The sequence below is a fragment of the Methylobacterium sp. AC832 genome (assembly GCF_979256025.1).
The window spans coordinates 630,276-646,420 of record NZ_CEEDMV010000001.1 but is presented as its reverse complement, the minus strand read 5'-3'; the positions used below and the strand labels follow the sequence as shown (position 1 = coordinate 646,420).

Here is a 16,145-nt window from a genome sequence, read left to right as displayed (position 1 = left end):
CCGGCGCTTCCCTCAGCGACCGGGAAGTCTCGGCACCTTCAGGCCGCGCTCTTCCGGCGTCGGCTTGCAGATATAGGAGAACTCGGTCTGCAGGTCGGAGAAGACCGCTTCCCCGGTGATCTTGCAATTCTCGCGGGCGGTTTCATCGAGGAAGGTGCGGGCCGCCTCGCGCAGGCGCTTGGCGCGGGTCTCCGCCGGGCCGCCCTGCCCGTCATAGCGCTCGTCGATGCCGCAGCCCGTGATCTCCCGCAATCCATCGGAGACGACGAGCATCTTGTTCACGCGGCGCTGGTCGTAGACGGAATACGGGTCCTTGCAGCCGATCGTGACGATCTGGACGCCCACAGCGGCGTAGTTCTTCGACAGATAGGAGAAACCGGTGCAGCCGGAGACTCCCAAAGCGAGCGTGACCGCGACGGCCAGAATTCCGGTGGTCCGGTTCAACGTGGTCGCGCTCCGCTCAAGCCATCGATCAAGGGATCGCATTGAAGCGCGACGGAGACCACGGTCAAGCCTCCGCCGGACACACAGAGCGCCATTCCACCAGATCGCACGGCTTATGCCACGCCTCGGTGAGCCTGCCGCATCGGTCAGGCTCACCGAGATCCGGCGTCATTCTGCGGCCGCCGCGAGGTAGCGGGCCGGGTCGTAGTTGAGGATGGGGCCGAGCCAGCGCTCCACCTCGCGCAGGTCCATGCCCTTGCGCAACGCGTAATCCTCCACCTGATCGCGCTCCACCTTGGCGACGCCGAAGTAATGCGCTTCCGGGTGGGCGATGTAGAGGCCGGAGACCGACGAGCCGGGCCACATGGCATAGCTCTCGGTGAGCCTCACGCCGATGCGCGACTCGGCCTTGAGCAGGTCGAACAGCGTGACCTTCTCGGTGTGGTCGGGCTGGGAGGGATAGCCGGGTGCCGGGCGGATGCCGGCATATTCCTCGCGCACGAGATCTTCGGGGGCGAAGGTCTCGTCGGCGGCATAGCCCCAGAACTCCTTGCGCACCCGCTCGTGCATGCGCTCGGCCAGCGCCTCGGCGATGCGGTCGGCGAGCGCCTTCACCAGGATCGAACGGTAATCGTCGTTGGCCCGCTCGAAGCGCTCGGCGATCCGCACCTCTTCCAGGCCCGCGGTGACCACGAACCCGCCGACGTAATCGCCGATGCCCGTCTCCTTCGGCGCTACGAAATCGGACAGGCAGGTATTGGCGCGCCCGTCGCGCTTCGACAATTGCTGGCGCAGACCGTGGAAGGTCGCAAGCTTCTCCGACCGGCTCTCGCCGGTGAACAGGGTGATGTCGTCGCCGACGCTGTTGGCGGGCCAGAAGCCGATGATCGCCTTCGGGTTGAACCAGCGCTCGTCGACGATCTGTTTCAGCATCTCCTGAGCGTCGTCGAACAGGGCCTTGGCGGCGGGACCCTGGTTCGGGTCCTCGAAGATCGCCGGGTAGCGGCCCTTGAACTCGTAGGTCTGCAGGAACGGCGTCCAGTCGATATACGGCACGAGGTCGGCGACCTCGTAGGAGGAATAGACCCGCACGCCGGTGAAGCTCGGCTTCGTTGGACGGTAACCCGACCAGTCGATCTTGAACGGGTTGGCGCGGGCTTTGGCGAGCGGCAGGCGCTGCTTGTCGAGCTCCGAGCGGGCATGCGCGTCCGAGACCTTGCGGTACTCGGCCTGGATGTTGGCGATGGTGGTGTCCCGCGTCTCCTTCGAGAGCAGGCTGGAGACCACGCCGACCGCACGGCTCGCATCCGTCACGTAGACGGTCTGGCCACGGTTGTATGAGGGGTGGATCTTCACCGCCGTGTGGACGCGGCTGGTCGTGGCCCCACCGATGAGCAGGGGAACCGAAAAACCTTCGCGCTCCATTTCGGCCGCCACGTGAACCATCTCGTCCAGCGAGGGCGTGATGAGGCCGGACAGGCCGACGATGTCGACATTCTCACGCTTGGCCACGTCGAGGATCTTGGCCGCCGGCACCATCACGCCCAGATCGATGATCTCGTAATTGTTGCAGGCCAGCACGACGCCGACGATGTTCTTGCCGATGTCGTGGACATCGCCCTTCACCGTCGCCATCAGGATCTTGCCGGCGGCCTGGCGCTTGCCGTCGCCGCCATTGGCGAGCTTCTCCGCCTCCATGAAGGGCTCGAGATAGGCCACCGCCTGCTTCATCACGCGGGCGGACTTCACCACCTGCGGCAGGAACATCTTGCCCGAGCCGAACAGGTCGCCGACCACGTTCATGCCGGCCATCAGCGGGCCTTCGATGACGTGGAGCGGACGTTCGACGCCGAGGCGCGCCTCTTCGGTGTCGACGAGGATGTACTCGGTGATCCCGTTGACCAGGGCATGCTCGATGCGCTTCGCCACCGGAGCCTCGCGCCAGGACAGATCGGCCGCCTTGGCCTGGACGCCGCCGCCGGACTTGAAGCGCGCGGCCGCATCGAGCAGCCGGTCGGTGGAATCCTCGCGCCGGTTGAGGACGACGTCCTCGCACAGCTCGCGCAGCTCGGCCGGAAGCTCGGCGTAGATCGCCAGCTGGCCGGCATTCACGATGCCCATATCCATGCCGACCTGGATCGCATGGTACAGGAACACCGCGTGCATCGCCTCGCGCACGGGCTCGTTGCCTCGGAAGGCGAAGCTGAGATTCGAGATGCCGCCCGAGATATGGGCGTGGGGCAAGGTCTCGCGGATGGTCTTGGTCGCCTCGATGAAGGCGACACCGTAACCGTTATGCTCCTCGATGCCGGTGGCGACGGCAAACACGTTCGGATCGAAGATGATGTCTTCCGGCGGGAAGCCGACCTCCTCGGTCAGCACCTTGTAGGCCTTGGTGCAGATCTCGACCTTGCGCTCGTAAGAATCGGCCTGGCCCTGCTCGTCGAAGGCCATGACCACCACGGCGGCGCCGTAGGAACGGCACACCTTGGCGTCACTGATGAACTTCTCGACGCCCTCCTTCATGGAGATCGAGTTCACGATGGCCTTGCCCTGGACGCATTTGAGTCCGGCCTCGATGACGTGGAATTTCGAGGAATCGATCATCACCGGCACGCGGGCGATGTCGGGCTCGGCGGCGACGAGATTGAGGAACTCGACCATCGCCTTCTCGGAATCGAGCAGGCCCTCGTCCATGTTGATGTCGATGATGCTGGCGCCCGCCGCCACCTGATCGCGCGCTACGTCGAGGGCGGCCGCGTAGTCGCCGGCGGTGATGAGCTTGCGGAATTTGGCCGAGCCGGTGACGTTGGTGCGCTCGCCAACATTCACGAAGGGGATCTCCTTCGTCAGCGTGAAGGGCTCGAGGCCCGACAGGCGCATCAGGCGGGGCACCTCCGGGATCGCGCGGGGCTTCACGCCCTCCACCGCCTGCGCGATGGCGCGGATATGATCCGGGGTGGTGCCGCAGCAGCCGCCGACCATGTTGACGAGGCCGGCGGTGGCGAACTCACCCACCAGCCTGCCCATGGCTTCGGGGCTCTCGTCATAGAGGCCGAATTCGTTGGGAAGACCCGCATTCGGATAGGCGCAGACCAGGGTGTCGGCGATGCGCGACAGTTCCGAGATGTGGCCGCGCATCTCCTTGGCGCCGAGCGCGCAATTCAGCCCGATGGTGAGGGGGCTGGCATGCCGCAGCGCGTTCCAGAACGCCTCCGGGGTCTGGCCCGAAAGGGTGCGGCCGGAAAGATCTGTGATCGTGCCCGAGATCATGATCGGCAGGACCATGCCGCGCTCCTCGAACACCGCCCAGGCGGCAGCGACCGCAGCCTTGGCGTTGAGCGTGTCGAAGATGGTCTCGATCAGGATCAGTTCGGCGCCGCCATCCATCAGGCCGCGCACCTGCTCCATGTAGGCGGTCTTGACCCCATCGAAGGTCACGGCGCGGTAGCCGGGATTGTTCACGTCCGGCGAGATCGACAGGGTGCGGTTCGTCGGGCCGATGGCGCCGGCAACGAAGCGGCGGCGGCCATCCTGCTTCTCGGCCAGTGCGGCGGCCTCGCGGGCGAGGCGCGCGCCTTCCGCGTTCAGCTCGTGGACGATCGATTCCATGCCGTAATCGGCCTGGGCGATGGTGGTGCCCGAGAAGGTGTTGGTCTCGCAGACGTCGGCGCCGGCCAGGAAATAGTCGAGGTGGATCTGCCGGATCGCGTCGGGCTGCGTCAGGATCAGGAGGTCGTTGTTGCCCTTCTGGTCGTGGCCGTGATCCGTGAAGCGCTCCCCGCGAAAATCCGCCTCGCCATAGCCGAGGCGCTGGATCACGGTGCCCATCGCCCCGTCGAGGACGAGGATTTTTTCCGCTGCCCGCTGGCGCAGGGCGGTTTCGATCTCTTTTCCGTCAACGGGGCGGAGGTCTGTCATGGGGTCTCTCAAGTTCCGTCGCAGATGATCCCCCTCCCCCTTGTGGGGAGGGGTCAGGGGTGGGGGTGGCCGCGAAGATGTCGCGCCGTATCCGACACCACCCCCACCTCAAGCTCCTCCCCACAAGGGGGAGGAGAGGTCCCCGTCCCAGGGTCGTTCAGGCCGCCTTCGCCGCCGCCACCTTCGGCGCCTGCGCGCGCAGGCCGAGGAGATGGCAGATGGCATAGACGAGGTCGGAGCGGTTCATCGAGTAGAAATGGAAGTCGTTGACCCCCTCGTCCACCAGATCGAGCACCTGCTCGGCCGCCACCGCCGCCGCGATCAGCCGGCGGGTATCGACATCGTTGTCCAGCCCCTCGAACCGGGCGGCCAGCCAGTACGGCACCGAGGCGCCGGTGCGGCGGGCGAAATTGGCGGATTGCTTGAAGTTCTGCACCGGCAGGATGCCGGGGATGATCGGGATCTCGATCCCCGCCGCCCGTACCTTCTCCACGTAGCGGAGATAGACGTCGTTCTCGAAGAAAAACTGCGTGATCGCCTGGTCGGCACCCGCATCGACCTTGGCCTTCAGCGCATCGATATCGGCATCGAGCGTAGCGGCCTCGGGATGCTTCTCCGGATAGGCCGAGACCGAGACCTTGAAGTCGCCGATGCGCTTGATGCCGGCCACAAGATCGCTGGTCCTGGCATAGCCGCCCGGATGCGGCCGATAGGCGGTGCCGACGCCGTCCTGCGGGTCGCCGCGCAGGGCCACGATGTGGCGTACCCCGGCATCCCAATAGGATTGCACGACCTCGTCGATCTCCTCGCGGGTGGCGTCCACGCAGGTGAGATGGGCGGCGGGCTTGAGGCTCGTCTCCTTGATCATCCGCGCCACGGTGTTGTGGGTGCGCTCGCGGGTGGAGCCGCCGGCCCCATAGGTCACCGAGACGAATTTCGGCTGGAGCGGGGCGAGCCGCTCGATCGACGACCACAGGACCTTCTCCATCTCGTCGGTCTTCGGCGGGAAGAACTCGATGGAGACCTGGATCGGACGGTAGCCGTCGCGGCTGGCGCGGTGATGGGAAGCGGTGGGCATCGGGTCGTCCTCAAGATCTTTCGGTTCAGACGTGTGTCGTCGAGGCGGGAATCCGTGGCGGCCGGTCAGGCCACCGCGCGCTCCGCCTCGGAAGCGAGGGTCGGCTCGGCCGCCGAGGCGGCGAGCCAGAGGGTCACGGTGAGCTGGTGCCCGCTCTCGTCGGCCGGGGCGAGATGGCGTGTCGCCACCATGCCGAGCCCGGCATCGGCGAGCCAGCCCGTCACCTGCTCGGCGGCGAAGCCGAGGCGGCGATGGGCCTGCTCCTCGCGCAGGAATTCGAGATCGTGCGGCGCAAAATCCACGACGAGAAGCCGGCCTCCGGGCGCCACGAGCCGTGCCGCCTCGCGGAGCGCACGGGCGGGGTCGTCGAGATAATGCAGGACCTGATGCACCACCACGAGGTCGAAGCTGCCCCGGCCGAAGGGCGGCGCATGGATGTCGCCCTGGCGCAGGTCCACGCCGGACAGGCCGGCCCGCTCGAGATTGGCGCGGGCGACGGAGAGCATGGCGTGGCTCGAATCGAGCCCCGTGGCGCGGGAGGCCCTCGGCGCGAGAAGTCCGAGCATCCGCCCCGTGCCGGTGCCGAGATCGATCAGGCTCCGCACGGGCCGCGATCCGAGGGCGTCGATCACCGCCGCCTCCACCGTCGCCTCCGGCACGTGGAGGGAGCGGAGCTGGTCCCATTTCGGGGCGAGGCGGGCGAAGAAGCTCTGCGCGGCATCCGCGCGCTGGGCCCGCACACCCTCCAACCGGGCCCGATCCTCGGACAGAGGCGGGCTCGACCGGTCGAGACCGCCGACCAGGGGCTCCACCAGCCCGGTCCTCGCCTCGATCAGCCGGAAGAACGCCCAGGCTCCCTCGCGATGCCGCTCCACCAGACCCGCCTCGACCAGAAGCTTGAGATGGCGCGAGATGCGCGGCTGCGACTGGCCGAGAATGTCGGTGAGATCGGAGACCGACAATTCCCCCTGCATCAACAGAGCGAGGATGCGCAGGCGCGTCTCTTCCGCGGTGGCGCGCAGCACACCGAGTGCATCGGAGAAAGGAAGGACGAATGTCGCCTTGGCGCTCTCTTGAGACATAAAGATATCTTTATGTTCGATCCGGGCACATGGCAAGGGGAAACGGCGACTGGCCGGAGGCATGAGAGAAACAGGCGTGGGCGACGATGCCGGGAGGGGAGCGTTCCGGGCGATCTGCCGATATGGTCGGCTCAAGAAGTCCCTTTTCGATTCCGGAACAACAGAAACGCCCCCGCGTGACCCAGCCGAATTCCCGTCCCCCAATCCGTTTCCGTGGCCGCTCCTTCATGGCCCTGGTGCTGGCCCCCTCGGCACCGGTGCATGACTGGCTCGAAGACCTCGACGCGCTGTCCCGGCGCTCCCCCGCCTTCTTCGTGGGGCGCCCGGTGATCCTCGACGTGTCCAGTCTCGGCCTCGACCGCGCGGACCTCATTGCCCTGGTCTCCGAGCTCAAGGCCCGCGACGTTACCGTGATGGGGATCGAGGGAGCCAAATCCGGCAGCCTGGGCGAGGGGCTGCCCCCCGCCCCGGCCGGCGGACGGCCGGTGGACGAGGTCGCCACGCCGGACGCGCCCGCGCCGACGCACGCGGAGCCGCCCCGCCCCGCCCGATCTCTGATCCTCGACCAGCCGGTCCGGTCGGGCCAGACCATCCTGCATCTCGAAGGCGACATCACCATCATGGGATCGGTGGCCTCCGGCGCGGAAGTGATCGCCGGCGGCTCCATCCATATCTATGGAGCGCTGCGGGGGCGGGCGATCGCCGGGGCCTCCGGCAATCCCGATGCCCGCATCACCTGTCGCAAGTTCGAGCCGGAACTGCTTGCCATCGACGGTCTCTACCGGACGGCCGACGATCTCGGGCCGGACCGCCGGGGCCAGCCGGCGCAGATCCGCCTGGAAGGCGATGCGATCAAGGTCGCCGCGCTGGAGTAGCGCCGACACAGGAACCCGGGATCGCAGGATTATAGGGTCACAGGATCACAGAAAGCCGGCTCGTTAACCAAGCGGTAACCATAAGGACCGTCAATGGTTCGGTAAGGAATCGCGAGAGCCCGTGACACACGCCCCTCCATCCCGCCGATCCGTGACGCTACGAGGCCGTGCCTTCAAGGCACTCATCCTGGCTCCGGAAGCTCCGCTTCCCGATTGGTTCGCCGATCTGGACGCCTCGCTGAAGCGGTCGCCGACCCTGTTCGACGGCCGCCCCCTCATCCTCGACATCGCGGCGCTCGGGTCTGACCCGGACGTGGTGGGCAAGCTGCTGGCCGATCTCGGCACCCGCCGCATCCGCATCCTCGGCATCGAGGGAGCGGAAGCCACGCTCTCGGGCAAGACCCTGCTCGACGGCATCGCCCTCCCCCCGCTTCTGGTGGCGGGACGGCCGGCGACCAGTATCGAGATCCCGGGCGATGCCGAGCCCGAGACCACCTCCCTCATGATCGAAGGGTCGGTCCGTTCCGGCCAGTCCATCGTGCATCCGACCGGTGACGTCACCGTCATGGGTTCGGTCGCCTCCGGCGCCGAGATCCTCGCCGGCGGCTCGATCCACGTCTACGGCGCATTGCGGGGGCGCGCCATCGCCGGCGCCGCCCGCAACCCCCGCGCCCGCATCTACTGCCGCAAGTTCGAGCCCGAATTGCTCGGGATCGATCGCCTCGTCCGCACGGCCGAGGACATGGGCACGACCCTGCGCGGGAAACCCGTGCAGATCTGGCTCGATAGCGGCTCCATCAAAATGGCAACCTTGGATTAAGGAGAGATACGAACATGGCCAAGGTTCTGGTCGTTACTTCGGGCAAGGGCGGCGTCGGCAAGACGACCACCACAGCGGCTCTCGGCGCAGCACTCGCGCAGGCCGGACAGAGCGTCGCCGTCGTCGATTTCGACGTCGGCCTGCGTAACCTCGACCTCGTGATGGGCGCCGAGCGGCGCGTGGTCTACGACCTCATCAACGTGGTCAACGGCGACGCCAAGCTCAACCAGGCGCTGATCCGCGACAAGCGGCTCGAGAACCTGTCGCTGCTGCCCGCATCGCAGACCCGCGACAAGGACGCCCTCACCGACGAGGGCGTCGCCAAGGTGATGGAAGAGCTGCGCGAGAAGTTCGACTGGGTGATCTGCGATTCCCCAGCCGGCATCGAGCGCGGAGCCACCCTGGCCATGCGCCACGCCGACCTCGCCGTCGTGGTCACGAACCCGGAAGTCTCCTCGGTCCGCGATTCCGACCGGATCATCGGTCTGCTGGATTCCAAGACGCTGAAGGCCGAGCGCGGCGAGGTGATGGAGAAACACCTCATCCTCACCCGCTACGACCCCGCCCGCGCCGACCGCGGCGACATGCTGAAGGTCGACGATGTGCTCGAGATCCTCTCGATCCCGCTGCTCGCCATCATCCCCGAGAGCCTGGAAGTGCTGCGCGCCTCCAATGTCGGCTGCCCGGTGACGATGAACAACCCGCTCAGCGCCCCGGCCCGGGCCTATATCGATGCCGTCCGCCGCCTCAAGGGCGATACCGTGCCGATGACCGTGCCGTCCGACAAGAAGTCTCTCCTCAACAAGCTGTTCACCCGGAGGGCGGCATGAGCCTGCGCAACCTCTTCAGCAAACGCGCCTCGGCCCCCACGGCCCGCGACCGTCTCCAGCTGATCCTGGCCCATGAGCGGGCCGGGGCCGGCGGTTCCGACCTGGTGATGCTCCTGCGGGAGGAGATCCTCGCCGTCATCGCCAAGCACGTCACGGTGGAGCGGGACAAGGTCCAGATCCGCCTGGAACGGGGCCAGGACATGTCGACCCTCGGCGTCGACATCGAACTCCCGGTCACGGCTCCGGCCAAGGCCGCCCCGGCAGCGGCCAAGCCGTCCAAGGCCAAGCGCGCCGCCGCGTGAGGGTCCGCCGTCAGCCGATGAACAGGCCGGCGATGGTCGCACTCGTCAGGTTCGACAACGTACCAGCCAGGATCGCGCGCATTCCATAGCGTGCGATCTCGGACCTCCTCTCGGGGACGAGGCTCGCCAGACTCGCGAGCTGGATCGCGATGGAGGCCAGATTGGCGAAGCCGCACAGGGCGAAGCACAGGATGGCCGTCGTCCGGGCATCAAGGGTGCCGGCCTTCAGTGTCGGCGAGAGTTGCGCATAGGCCAGGAACTCGTTGAAGGCGATCTTCTGCCCGATGGCACCGCCGACCAGACCCGCGTCGTTCCAGGGCACGCCCATGAGCCAGGCCAGCGGCGCGAAGGCGAGCCCGAGTACTCCCTCGATACTGAGAGACGGATAGCCGACCAGTCCGCCGCCCCATCCGGCAATGCCGTTGAGAAGGGCGATGAGCCCGGTGAAGGCGATCAGCATGGCGCCCACCGAGACCGCGATGACGAGGCCCTTCTGCGTGCCGTCGGCCGCCGCCTCGATGAGGTTCACCGCCCGCGTCTCGGCGAATTCCACCCGCATCGTCGTCACCCGCGTCGGCTCCGTCGAGGGCATCAGGATCTTGGCGTAGAGAAGCCCGCCGGGAATTGCCATGACACCGGCGGCCAGCAGATACTCCATCGGCACACCCAAGGCGGCGTAGCCGGCCAGGATCGATCCGGCGGTGGAGGCGGCCCCGCTCGACATGACGGCGAACAATTCGGCCCCGGTCAGCAGGATCAGGAACGGCCGCAGGGCCACGGCGATCTCGCTCTGGCCGATGACGATGGTGATGACGGCCGAGAAGGTCTCGATGGGCGAGGTGCCGAGCACCCGCTGGAGTCCGGCCCCGATGAGGCGGGCCAGGGTCTGCATCACCCGCAGATGATACAGGATCGCGATCAGCGCCGAGACGTAAAGGATCTGCGGCAGCACCCGCAGGGCCAGGATGAAGCCACTGCCGCCGAAGAGTTCGAACATGCGCGGCTCGACGAGGCCGCCGAACAGGAACAGGACCCCGCGATCGCCATAAGCCAGAATTGTCTGGACGAGGGTGGAGGCCGCGTCGAGGACCTGCCGCCCCACGGGCACGAACAGCACGACCGCGCCGATCGCGATCTGCAGGGCAAGGGCCGAGATGACGGTCCGGGGTCGGATCGCCCGGCGGTTGGTGGAGAACAGGATCGCGATCGCGAGGAGCAGCGCGAGGCTCGCGCCGGCATGGAGCAGTCGCTCGGTCATCGTGCCCCCTCTTTCGGCCCGAGAGGAGCAAGGGCGATGCCGGGACGGGCGCACGTCATGTGGGGGGTCATCCGGAACGGGAGGACGTCCGGCGTGTTGACCGTCAAGCTGCGCCGTAATGCGGCGCATAACCGGTTTGAAGGGATACAGCCATGAGCCTCATCGGACGCCTCGTCACCAAGCTTCTCGGCAACGACAACCGCCCCGTCGTCCGCGACGACCGCAACTACGATTCGAGCAACCCGATCGGCCGCCTCGTGACGAAGATCCTGCGGAAGTAAGCTCGACTAACATCTCCTCTCCTCGCACGCGGGGAGAGGGGCTACGAAGTTCACATGGTTCGAGGGCTGCGCGGCTCTCCTCCCCCTTGTGGGGAGGAGTTGGAGGTGGGGGTGGTTGGGCGACCCTCCTGCTGCTTCGGAGGCAGGCGGAGCCACCCCCACTCCTAACCTCTCCACACAAGGGGGAGAGGGACGCGCTCTGCTTGGGAAAAGCAGTTGTATGAATCCCAGGAAGCACGGGGGAGAGGAGTGACGGCGGATTCGTTCGGGCCTGAGGGCGATACGCGTCAGCTCTATCCCAACGCGAAACCTCTCGTCCTCACGCCGCCTTGCGCTTGTTCTTCTTCTCCCGGCCCTGCCCCGGCGCGGTCTTGCCGGTCTTCGACCGGTCGAGGACGAAGCGGGCGTAATCGTCCATGTCGCCGGCGAAGGGCTTCACCGTCCGGTCGGCGGCGAGCCAGAGGCGGTCGGCCACCAGTTCCATCAGCGAACGGTCGTGGGTGATGAGGATGACGGCGCCGCCGTAATCGTTCAGCGCGTCGAGCAAGGCCCGGCGGCTGTCGATGTCGAGATGGTTCGTCGGCTCGTCGAGGATGAGCAGGTGGGGTGCCTGCATCGCCACGAGATTGAGCAGGAGTCTCGCCCGTTCGCCACCCGAGAGCGCGTCGACCGTGGTCTCCTGCTTGTCGAAGGCGAGGCCGAAACTGGCGAGCTTCGCGCGGCGCCCGGATTCGCTGTCGTCCGGCCGCTCGCGGCGGATGATGTCGAGGGGCGTGTCCTTCGGGTCGAGGGCTTCGATCTGGTGCTGGTGAAACCAGCCGACCTGCACCCGGCCCTCGCGCACCATGCGCCCGTCCCGCACCTTCAGGGCGCCGGCTGCCATCTTGGCGAAGGTCGACTTGCCGGCGCCGTTCACGCCCAGCAATCCGATCCGATCATCGACGTCGAGGGTCAGGTTGAGGTCGCGCAGCACCGGCTCGTCATTGCCATAGCCGATGGTGGCATCGGTGAGATGCATCAGCGGCGGCGCCAGCGGGCGCTTCGGCGAAGGCAGGTGGAACGGGGCCACATGCTCCTCGATGGTGGTGGAGATGGGCTCCATCTTGGCGAGACGCTTCATGCGCGACTGGGCCTGCGCCGCCTTGGAGGCCGACGCCTTGAACCGGTCGACGAAGCTCTGCAGATGAGCGCGCTCGGCGTCCTGCTTCATCTTGGTCGAGGCCTGCAGCCGTGCCTTCTCGGCCCGGCGCTTCTCGAAATCGTCGTAGCCGCCGGTATAGAGTTCGAGCTTGCCGTTGGCGACGTGCAAGATCGCGTCCACCGAGTTGTTCAGAAGCTCGCGGTCGTGGCTGATGATGAGCGCCGAATGCGGATAGCGCTTCAGCCGCGCCTCCAGCCAGAGGGCGCCTTCCAGATCGAGGTAGTTGGTGGGCTCGTCGAGGAGCAGCATGTCCGGCTCGGCGAAGAGCGCGGCGGCCAGCGCCACGCGCATGCGCCAGCCGCCGGAGAATTCCGACATCGGCCGGGTCAGGTCCTCCACCGAGAAGCCGAGGCCGGCGAGAATTTCGCCCGCCCGGGCCGGCGCCCGGTCGGCGTCGATCTCGATCAGCCGGCCGTAGATCTCGCCCATGCGCTCGGGTTCGGCGGTTTCGAGTTCGAGGTTCAGGGCCTCGCGCTCGATATCCGCGGCCAGGATGGTGTCGATGAGGGTGACGGGTGTCGCCGGATGCTCCTGGTCGACGGAGGCGACGCGGGCATTCTTCGGCAGCAGGATCACGCCGCTATCGGGCTGGAATTCGCCGAGAATGATCTTGAACAGGGTCGACTTGCCGACACCGTTGCGGCCGACGAGCCCGACCTTCGATCCGGGCGGGACGGCCACGCTCGCGCGGTCGAAGAAGCGCCGGCCCCAGGCGCTGAAAGTGAGGTCTTCGATCTGGATCATGAATCAGCGGCCAAACGCAGGGGAGATGCGGGCCGGTGGCCACACGGGAGGATGTCCATCCTCCTATCGCAGTGCAGCAACGAGCGCGAGAGCGGGCCGCGCAGGGCACCACCCCACCGGGGGATGGTGCCGGCCGGTCAGTTCCGCGCGGCGCCTGCGGCGATCGCCTTGACGAGGGGAGCGGTGGGGACGTTCTTCTGCCAGAAGCTTCCGGTCCGTCCGGTCTCGCGCCCTCTCTCGTAGAGCTGGCGCATGTAGCCGGTGTCGAAGCCCCGCGCCGTGGTCGTATTCGGCGCGGCCTCGTCGATATAGGTGAGGTTGAAGCCCATGCCGCTGCCGCGGGTGAAGGCGTAGGTGGCCGCCAGGGTGGCGCGGCTGCGCGCCCGGCTCGCGGTGGTGAAGGAGCGCTCGACGATGGACAGCGTGTTGTTCTGCGCCACGTCGAATTCCGGCTCGAGGCGTCCGTTGATGATGACGTAGATGTCGGTCTTGCCCGCCGTCCGCAGGCGGTTGTCCCGCAGCAGGAACGATTGCGGGAGGGTGAAGACCGGCGTCACCACCGACCCGTCCACATGCATCTCCTGGAAGGCCCTGCCCTCGGCCTGCACGTCGAGGAGCTGGGGCGGGAACACGGCCGGGATGCTGGCGGAGGCCGTGAGCACATCCGTGAACAGCGAGACGGCATTGGGACCGCCATTGGCCGCGATGGCGCCCATGTTCCAGATGACGGCGCGCTGGGAATCAAGGTTCGTCGTCACCACGAGGAGGCGGCGGCCCTTGGCGTGCTGCTCGGCGATGGCGGCGAGCAGGTCAGGCGTCACGTAGCGGCGCACGAGATCGCGCAGGCGGCCATCCCCGAACAGGCCCGATCCGAACACGATGTTGGCCACGCTCGGCGATTGGACCAGGGTCGAGGCGACGCCGCTCGTATAGATGTCGGTGAGGGTGGAATCGTAGGCCGGCCCGAGGAAGGCGAAGGGCGCGATCAGCGCGCCGGTGCTGACACCGGAGACGAGGGCGAATTCGGGCCGCTTGCCGGATTCCGACCAGCCGTTGAGGATACCGGCGCCGTAGGCTCCATCACCGCCGCCGCCCGACAGGGCAAGGTAGGCGAAGGCGCGCTTCGAGCGCTCCGGCCGCGCCACCATTTCGGTGAAGGTGCTCTCCGACGCGTCGGCATAGGCGCGCACGCTGAGATCCATGCCGGAAGGAACCGCGGCGGCGGCTTGATCGGCGGTGTAGGCCACGCGCGGGATCGATCCGCAGGCGGCCAATTGCGCGGCCACCGCGAGCGCGGCCGCGCCCTTGACCCATCCGAACCGGCGAGATGTCGACATGACGGGATGATCCTGGCGTTCGACCGGCAACGGAGCAGTCAAGCTCGACCATAACGAGCTTGACCATTCTACCGTTCCGGGGTTCGGCGGGCAATCATCGCTCCCCCGGTCGTGCCGAAACGTTGAGCACGTGATGGAACAGCAACGGTTATCCCGCCGTGTTCAGGCACACGCTCCGTAAGAAATGCATCAAAAGAGGGGAAACAGAACCAAAAGACGAAGCTTGTCGATTGAAAGACGTACTCTATGTCGTTGATCTCAGTTCATAACGGCTTTGTCGCCAAACTTTCGCGCGTCATGACGGATCGATGCGGATCCTCGTGATACTGAAGGCAACCTTGTCGTGACTGACGACATTTGCTCTGGCCGCGAGACGCGCCGGTCAGCACAGGAAGGCAAAATGGAACCGGACGACGCCTGGCACCTCACCGACCGATTGGGGGCCGAGCACGGCAGGGGCGATCCTTTCGCGGCGGCCATCCGCGCGACGCGTATGGCGATGCTGATCACCGACCCTCGGCAGGATGACAATCCCATCGTCTTCGTCAACGATGCGTTTCTCAAGATGACCGGCTACATTCGGCCCGAGATCATGGGCCAGAATTGCCGCTTCCTGCAGGGTGAGCAGACGGATCCCGGCACCGTGCGCAAGATCCGTGACGCGGTCACGGCCAAACGCGACATCGCCGTCGACATCCTCAATTATCGCAAGGACGGCACCCAGTTCTGGAACGCGTTGTATGTCAGCCCGGTGATCAACGACGACGGCGAGACGGTGTATTTCTTCGCCTCGCAGCTCGACGTCTCGGACCGGATCGACACGCTCATGCAGACGCGCAACGAAAGACTGCATTTCGAGCGCGAGGTACAGAAGCGTACGAAAGAGCTGACCGAAGCGCTGGCCGCCAAGACGATGCTGGTCCACGAGGTGGACCACCGGGTGAAGAACAACCTCCAGATGATCGCCTCGCTGCTCACCCTGCAGACGCGGACGATCACCGACCCCGATGCGAAGGCGTCGCTCAAATCCATGCTGGCCCGCGTCGAAGCCCTCGGCACGGTGCACAAGCGGCTCTACCAGTCCAACGACGTCCAGCGTTTCGACGTCGCCGCCTTCGCGCGCGAACTCGCCGTCGATCTGGTGCGTGGCTCCGGGCGACAGGGGATCGAGCTCGATTTCGACCTGGTTCCCGTCGAGGTCGCCGTCGAACAGGCGCCGCCGGTCGCCCTCGTCATGAACGAGCTGCTCACCAACGCACTGAAACACGCGTTCCCACGCGATGCCACAGGCCAGCTGTCGCTTTCGGTGAAGCCCGAGGGCGACATGATCCGCATCACCATCGCCGATGACGGGATCGGCATGCCGCCGGACGTGGCTCGAGACCGGACTTTCGGGAAACGCCTGATCGAGAGCCTTGTGCGCCAGCTGAATGCCGCTATCGCTTGGCATCAGGCCGAGCCCGGGACGCGGATCGAGATCCGCCTCCCCCGCGACGGGACCGGCAACAGGAACGCACCGTGAGTGAACCTCTGCGGATCGTCGTCGTCGAAGACGAAGCCCTGATCGTGATGCAGCTCGAAATGCTGCTGGAAGAAGCCGGACACGAGGTCGTGGGCACGGCGGTCTCCGCGAGCGACGCCATCGCGGTGGCCCGGCGGACGCGGCCAGACATCGTCCTCATCGACCTGCAACTCAAGGGCGGCTCGTCCGGTCTCGACGTGGCCAGGAATCTGGCCGACGAGCCCACGATGACCCTGGTCTTCCTCACCGCGAATGCCAGCCGCTTTCACGACGACTTCGCCGGTGCGGTCGCGGTGATCGCCAAGCCGTTCTCGGAAGCCGTCATCGGGGACACGATGACCTTTCTCGAGGAATGTATCCGAACCCCGCCGCCGGTCACCACCCTGCCCCTCGGCCTTCGGCTCGCGCCGGGTTATCTCGCCAGTCTCGGCGCCTGATCCCTCGGTGTTT

14 protein-coding genes are annotated in these 16,145 nt (G+C 66.6%); 7 read left to right on the top strand and 7 right to left on the bottom strand.

Annotation, left to right across the window (positions count from 1 at the left end):
- Positions 1–12: 12 nt before the first annotated feature.
- The 4 genes from AC0IXR_RS03040 to AC0IXR_RS03025 all read right to left on the bottom strand — a co-directional run bounded on the left by AC0IXR_RS03040 (position 13) and on the right by AC0IXR_RS03025 (position 6,525).
- Positions 13–444: a hypothetical protein gene (locus AC0IXR_RS03040; protein ID WP_056432068.1), complete on the bottom strand. Its 432-nt coding sequence runs from the start codon at positions 442–444 to the stop codon at positions 13–15.
- A 168-nt stretch (positions 445–612) separates the two neighbouring features.
- On the bottom strand, positions 613–4,365 hold the full coding sequence (gene metH / locus AC0IXR_RS03035) for a methionine synthase (RefSeq protein WP_471759715.1): 3,753 nt from the start codon (positions 4,363–4,365) through the stop codon (positions 613–615).
- A gap of 157 nt (positions 4,366–4,522) precedes the next feature.
- Entirely contained in the window at positions 4,523–5,443 is a 921-nt protein-coding gene (metF, locus tag AC0IXR_RS03030; protein ID WP_056432058.1) for a methylenetetrahydrofolate reductase [NAD(P)H], read from the bottom strand.
- Positions 5,444–5,508: 65 nt separating this feature from the next.
- The gene (locus tag AC0IXR_RS03025; RefSeq protein ID WP_471759714.1) at positions 5,509–6,525 is read right to left on the bottom strand and encodes an ArsR/SmtB family transcription factor; all 1,017 of its coding nucleotides are present in this window, start codon (positions 6,523–6,525) and stop codon (positions 5,509–5,511) included.
- Between the two features lie 176 nt (positions 6,526–6,701).
- Here AC0IXR_RS03025 and minC (AC0IXR_RS03020) point away from each other — a divergent pair, with 176 nt between their 5' ends.
- From minC (AC0IXR_RS03020) to minE, 4 genes are all read left to right on the top strand, one after another.
- On the top strand, positions 6,702–7,400 hold the full coding sequence (minC, locus tag AC0IXR_RS03020; protein WP_471759713.1) for a septum site-determining protein MinC: 699 nt from the start codon (positions 6,702–6,704) through the stop codon (positions 7,398–7,400).
- Positions 7,401–7,521: 121 nt separating this feature from the next.
- A complete protein-coding gene (gene minC / locus AC0IXR_RS03015) occupies positions 7,522–8,220 on the top strand; it encodes a septum site-determining protein MinC (RefSeq protein WP_471759712.1) in 699 nt (232 codons plus the stop codon).
- A gap of 14 nt (positions 8,221–8,234) precedes the next feature.
- Positions 8,235–9,050 (top strand): septum site-determining protein MinD, encoded by an 816-nt coding sequence (gene minD, locus AC0IXR_RS03010; RefSeq protein ID WP_018045194.1) that lies wholly within the window; start codon positions 8,235–8,237, stop codon positions 9,048–9,050.
- Positions 9,047–9,352 carry a cell division topological specificity factor MinE gene (gene minE / locus AC0IXR_RS03005; RefSeq protein ID WP_018045195.1) on the top strand — a complete coding sequence of 102 codons (306 nt, stop codon included), beginning with the start codon at positions 9,047–9,049 and terminating at the stop codon, positions 9,350–9,352. The genes minD and minE overlap by 4 nt, the downstream gene beginning before the upstream one ends.
- A 10-nt stretch (positions 9,353–9,362) precedes the next feature.
- Here minE and AC0IXR_RS03000 read toward each other — a convergent pair whose 3' ends face one another.
- The gene (locus AC0IXR_RS03000; RefSeq protein WP_471759711.1) at positions 9,363–10,610 is read right to left on the bottom strand and encodes a NupC/NupG family nucleoside CNT transporter; all 1,248 of its coding nucleotides are present in this window, start codon (positions 10,608–10,610) and stop codon (positions 9,363–9,365) included.
- A gap of 152 nt (positions 10,611–10,762) precedes the next feature.
- Here AC0IXR_RS03000 and AC0IXR_RS02995 point away from each other — a divergent pair, with 152 nt between their 5' ends.
- Entirely contained in the window at positions 10,763–10,891 is a 129-nt protein-coding gene (locus tag AC0IXR_RS02995; protein ID WP_018045197.1) for a hypothetical protein, read from the top strand.
- A gap of 319 nt (positions 10,892–11,210) precedes the next feature.
- Here the strand turns inward: AC0IXR_RS02995 and AC0IXR_RS02990 are convergent, their stop codons facing one another.
- Together AC0IXR_RS02990 and AC0IXR_RS02985 are read right to left on the bottom strand one after the other, a co-directional pair.
- Positions 11,211–12,836: an ABC-F family ATP-binding cassette domain-containing protein gene (locus AC0IXR_RS02990; protein ID WP_207410250.1), complete on the bottom strand. Its 1,626-nt coding sequence runs from the start codon at positions 12,834–12,836 to the stop codon at positions 11,211–11,213.
- Between the two features lie 137 nt (positions 12,837–12,973).
- Positions 12,974–14,173: a patatin-like phospholipase family protein gene (locus tag AC0IXR_RS02985; protein ID WP_200919193.1), complete on the bottom strand. Its 1,200-nt coding sequence runs from the start codon at positions 14,171–14,173 to the stop codon at positions 12,974–12,976.
- A gap of 400 nt (positions 14,174–14,573) precedes the next feature.
- Here AC0IXR_RS02985 and AC0IXR_RS02980 point away from each other — a divergent pair, with 400 nt between their 5' ends.
- Together AC0IXR_RS02980 and AC0IXR_RS02975 are read left to right on the top strand one after the other, a co-directional pair.
- The gene (locus tag AC0IXR_RS02980) at positions 14,574–15,695 is read left to right on the top strand and encodes a histidine kinase dimerization/phosphoacceptor domain -containing protein (RefSeq protein WP_471759710.1); all 1,122 of its coding nucleotides are present in this window, start codon (positions 14,574–14,576) and stop codon (positions 15,693–15,695) included.
- On the top strand, positions 15,692–16,132 hold the full coding sequence (locus AC0IXR_RS02975) for a response regulator (protein WP_471759709.1): 441 nt from the start codon (positions 15,692–15,694) through the stop codon (positions 16,130–16,132). The genes AC0IXR_RS02980 and AC0IXR_RS02975 overlap by 4 nt, the downstream gene beginning before the upstream one ends.
- Positions 16,133–16,145: the final 13 nt, after the last annotated feature.